Raw genomic sequence first — 1072 nt, 5'->3', positions numbered from 1 at the left:
AAGCCACCGCCGGAGGGGCGGTCGCCGCGGTCACGGTTGAAACCGCCGGACGGGCGGTCGTCGCGACGGAAGCCGCCGCGGTCGCCACCACGGTCGTCACGGTCACGGTTGAAGCCACCGGAGGGGCGGTCGTCACGGCGGAAGCCGCCGCGGTCGCCACCACGGTCGTCACGGTCACGGCCGTAGCCGCCCGACGGGCGGTCGTCACGACGCGGACGGTCGTCACGGTCGTCACGGCGGAAGCCACCGGAGGGGCGGTCGTCCCGGCGGAAGCCACCGCCGGCCGGACGGTCGTCACGACGGAAGCCACCGCCGGAGGGGCGGTCGCCGCGGTCACGGTTGAAACCGCCGGACGGGCGGTCGTCGCGACGGAAGCCGCCGCGGTCGCCACCACGGTCATCGCGGTCACGGCCGTAGCCGCCCGACGGGCGGTCGCCGCGGTCACGGTTGAAACCGCCCGAGGGGCGGTCGTCACGACGGAAGCCGCCGCGGTCGCCACCACGGTCATCGCGGTCACGGCCGTAGCCGCCCGACGGGCGGTCGTCACGACGCGGACGGTCGTCACGGTCGTCACGGCGGAACCCACCGGAGGGGCGGTCGTCGCGGCGGAAGCCACCGGACGAACGGTCGTCACGGCGGTCATCGCGACGGAAGCCGCCACGGTCGTTGGACGAGCCCCCGCGGGACCGGGGCTCGTAGCCTCGGCCGTCGTCCGATCGGCGCTCGGGACGGTCCTGGGGCTGGTTCGACATCGTGGTGACTCCTTCTGCTGCTTCAGCTCCACCGCTGGCGGAGCATGCAACTCCGCTGCCCGCCACACGGTTTCGACGCCGGCCTGCTGGCCTGCGTACCTTCTCCATTGTCCGGCATGCCGGGACCGTCCGCGTCTGGGCGGAAGTCCCGTTCTGCCGGTCTTCTTCACGTTCGCAAAACACAAAAAGGCCGCGGCCCCAGCGAGTCGCTGGGGCCGCGGCCTTGAATGATTGTTCGGCGGCGTCCTACTCTCCCACAGGGTCCCCCCTGCAGTACCATCGGCGCTGTGAGGCTTAGCTTCCGGGTTCGGAATGTAACC

The 1072-nt window shown here is 72.2% G+C and carries 1 rRNA gene and 1 pseudogene; both read right to left on the bottom strand.

Annotation, left to right across the window (positions count from 1 at the left end):
- Positions 1–665 (bottom strand): annotated as a pseudogene (locus ABZ449_RS42300) (tetratricopeptide repeat protein); the annotation flags it as partial.
- Positions 666–985: 320 nt separating this feature from the next.
- Positions 986–1072, bottom strand: a 5S ribosomal RNA gene (gene rrf / locus ABZ449_RS42295); the annotation flags it as partial.

This window comes from Kitasatospora sp. NPDC005856 (genome assembly GCF_040629945.1).
Classification (GTDB): Bacteria; Actinomycetota; Actinomycetes; order Streptomycetales; family Streptomycetaceae; genus Kitasatospora.
The sequence above is the reverse complement of the archived record's forward strand: the minus strand, read 5'-3'. Positions and strand labels throughout refer to the sequence as shown.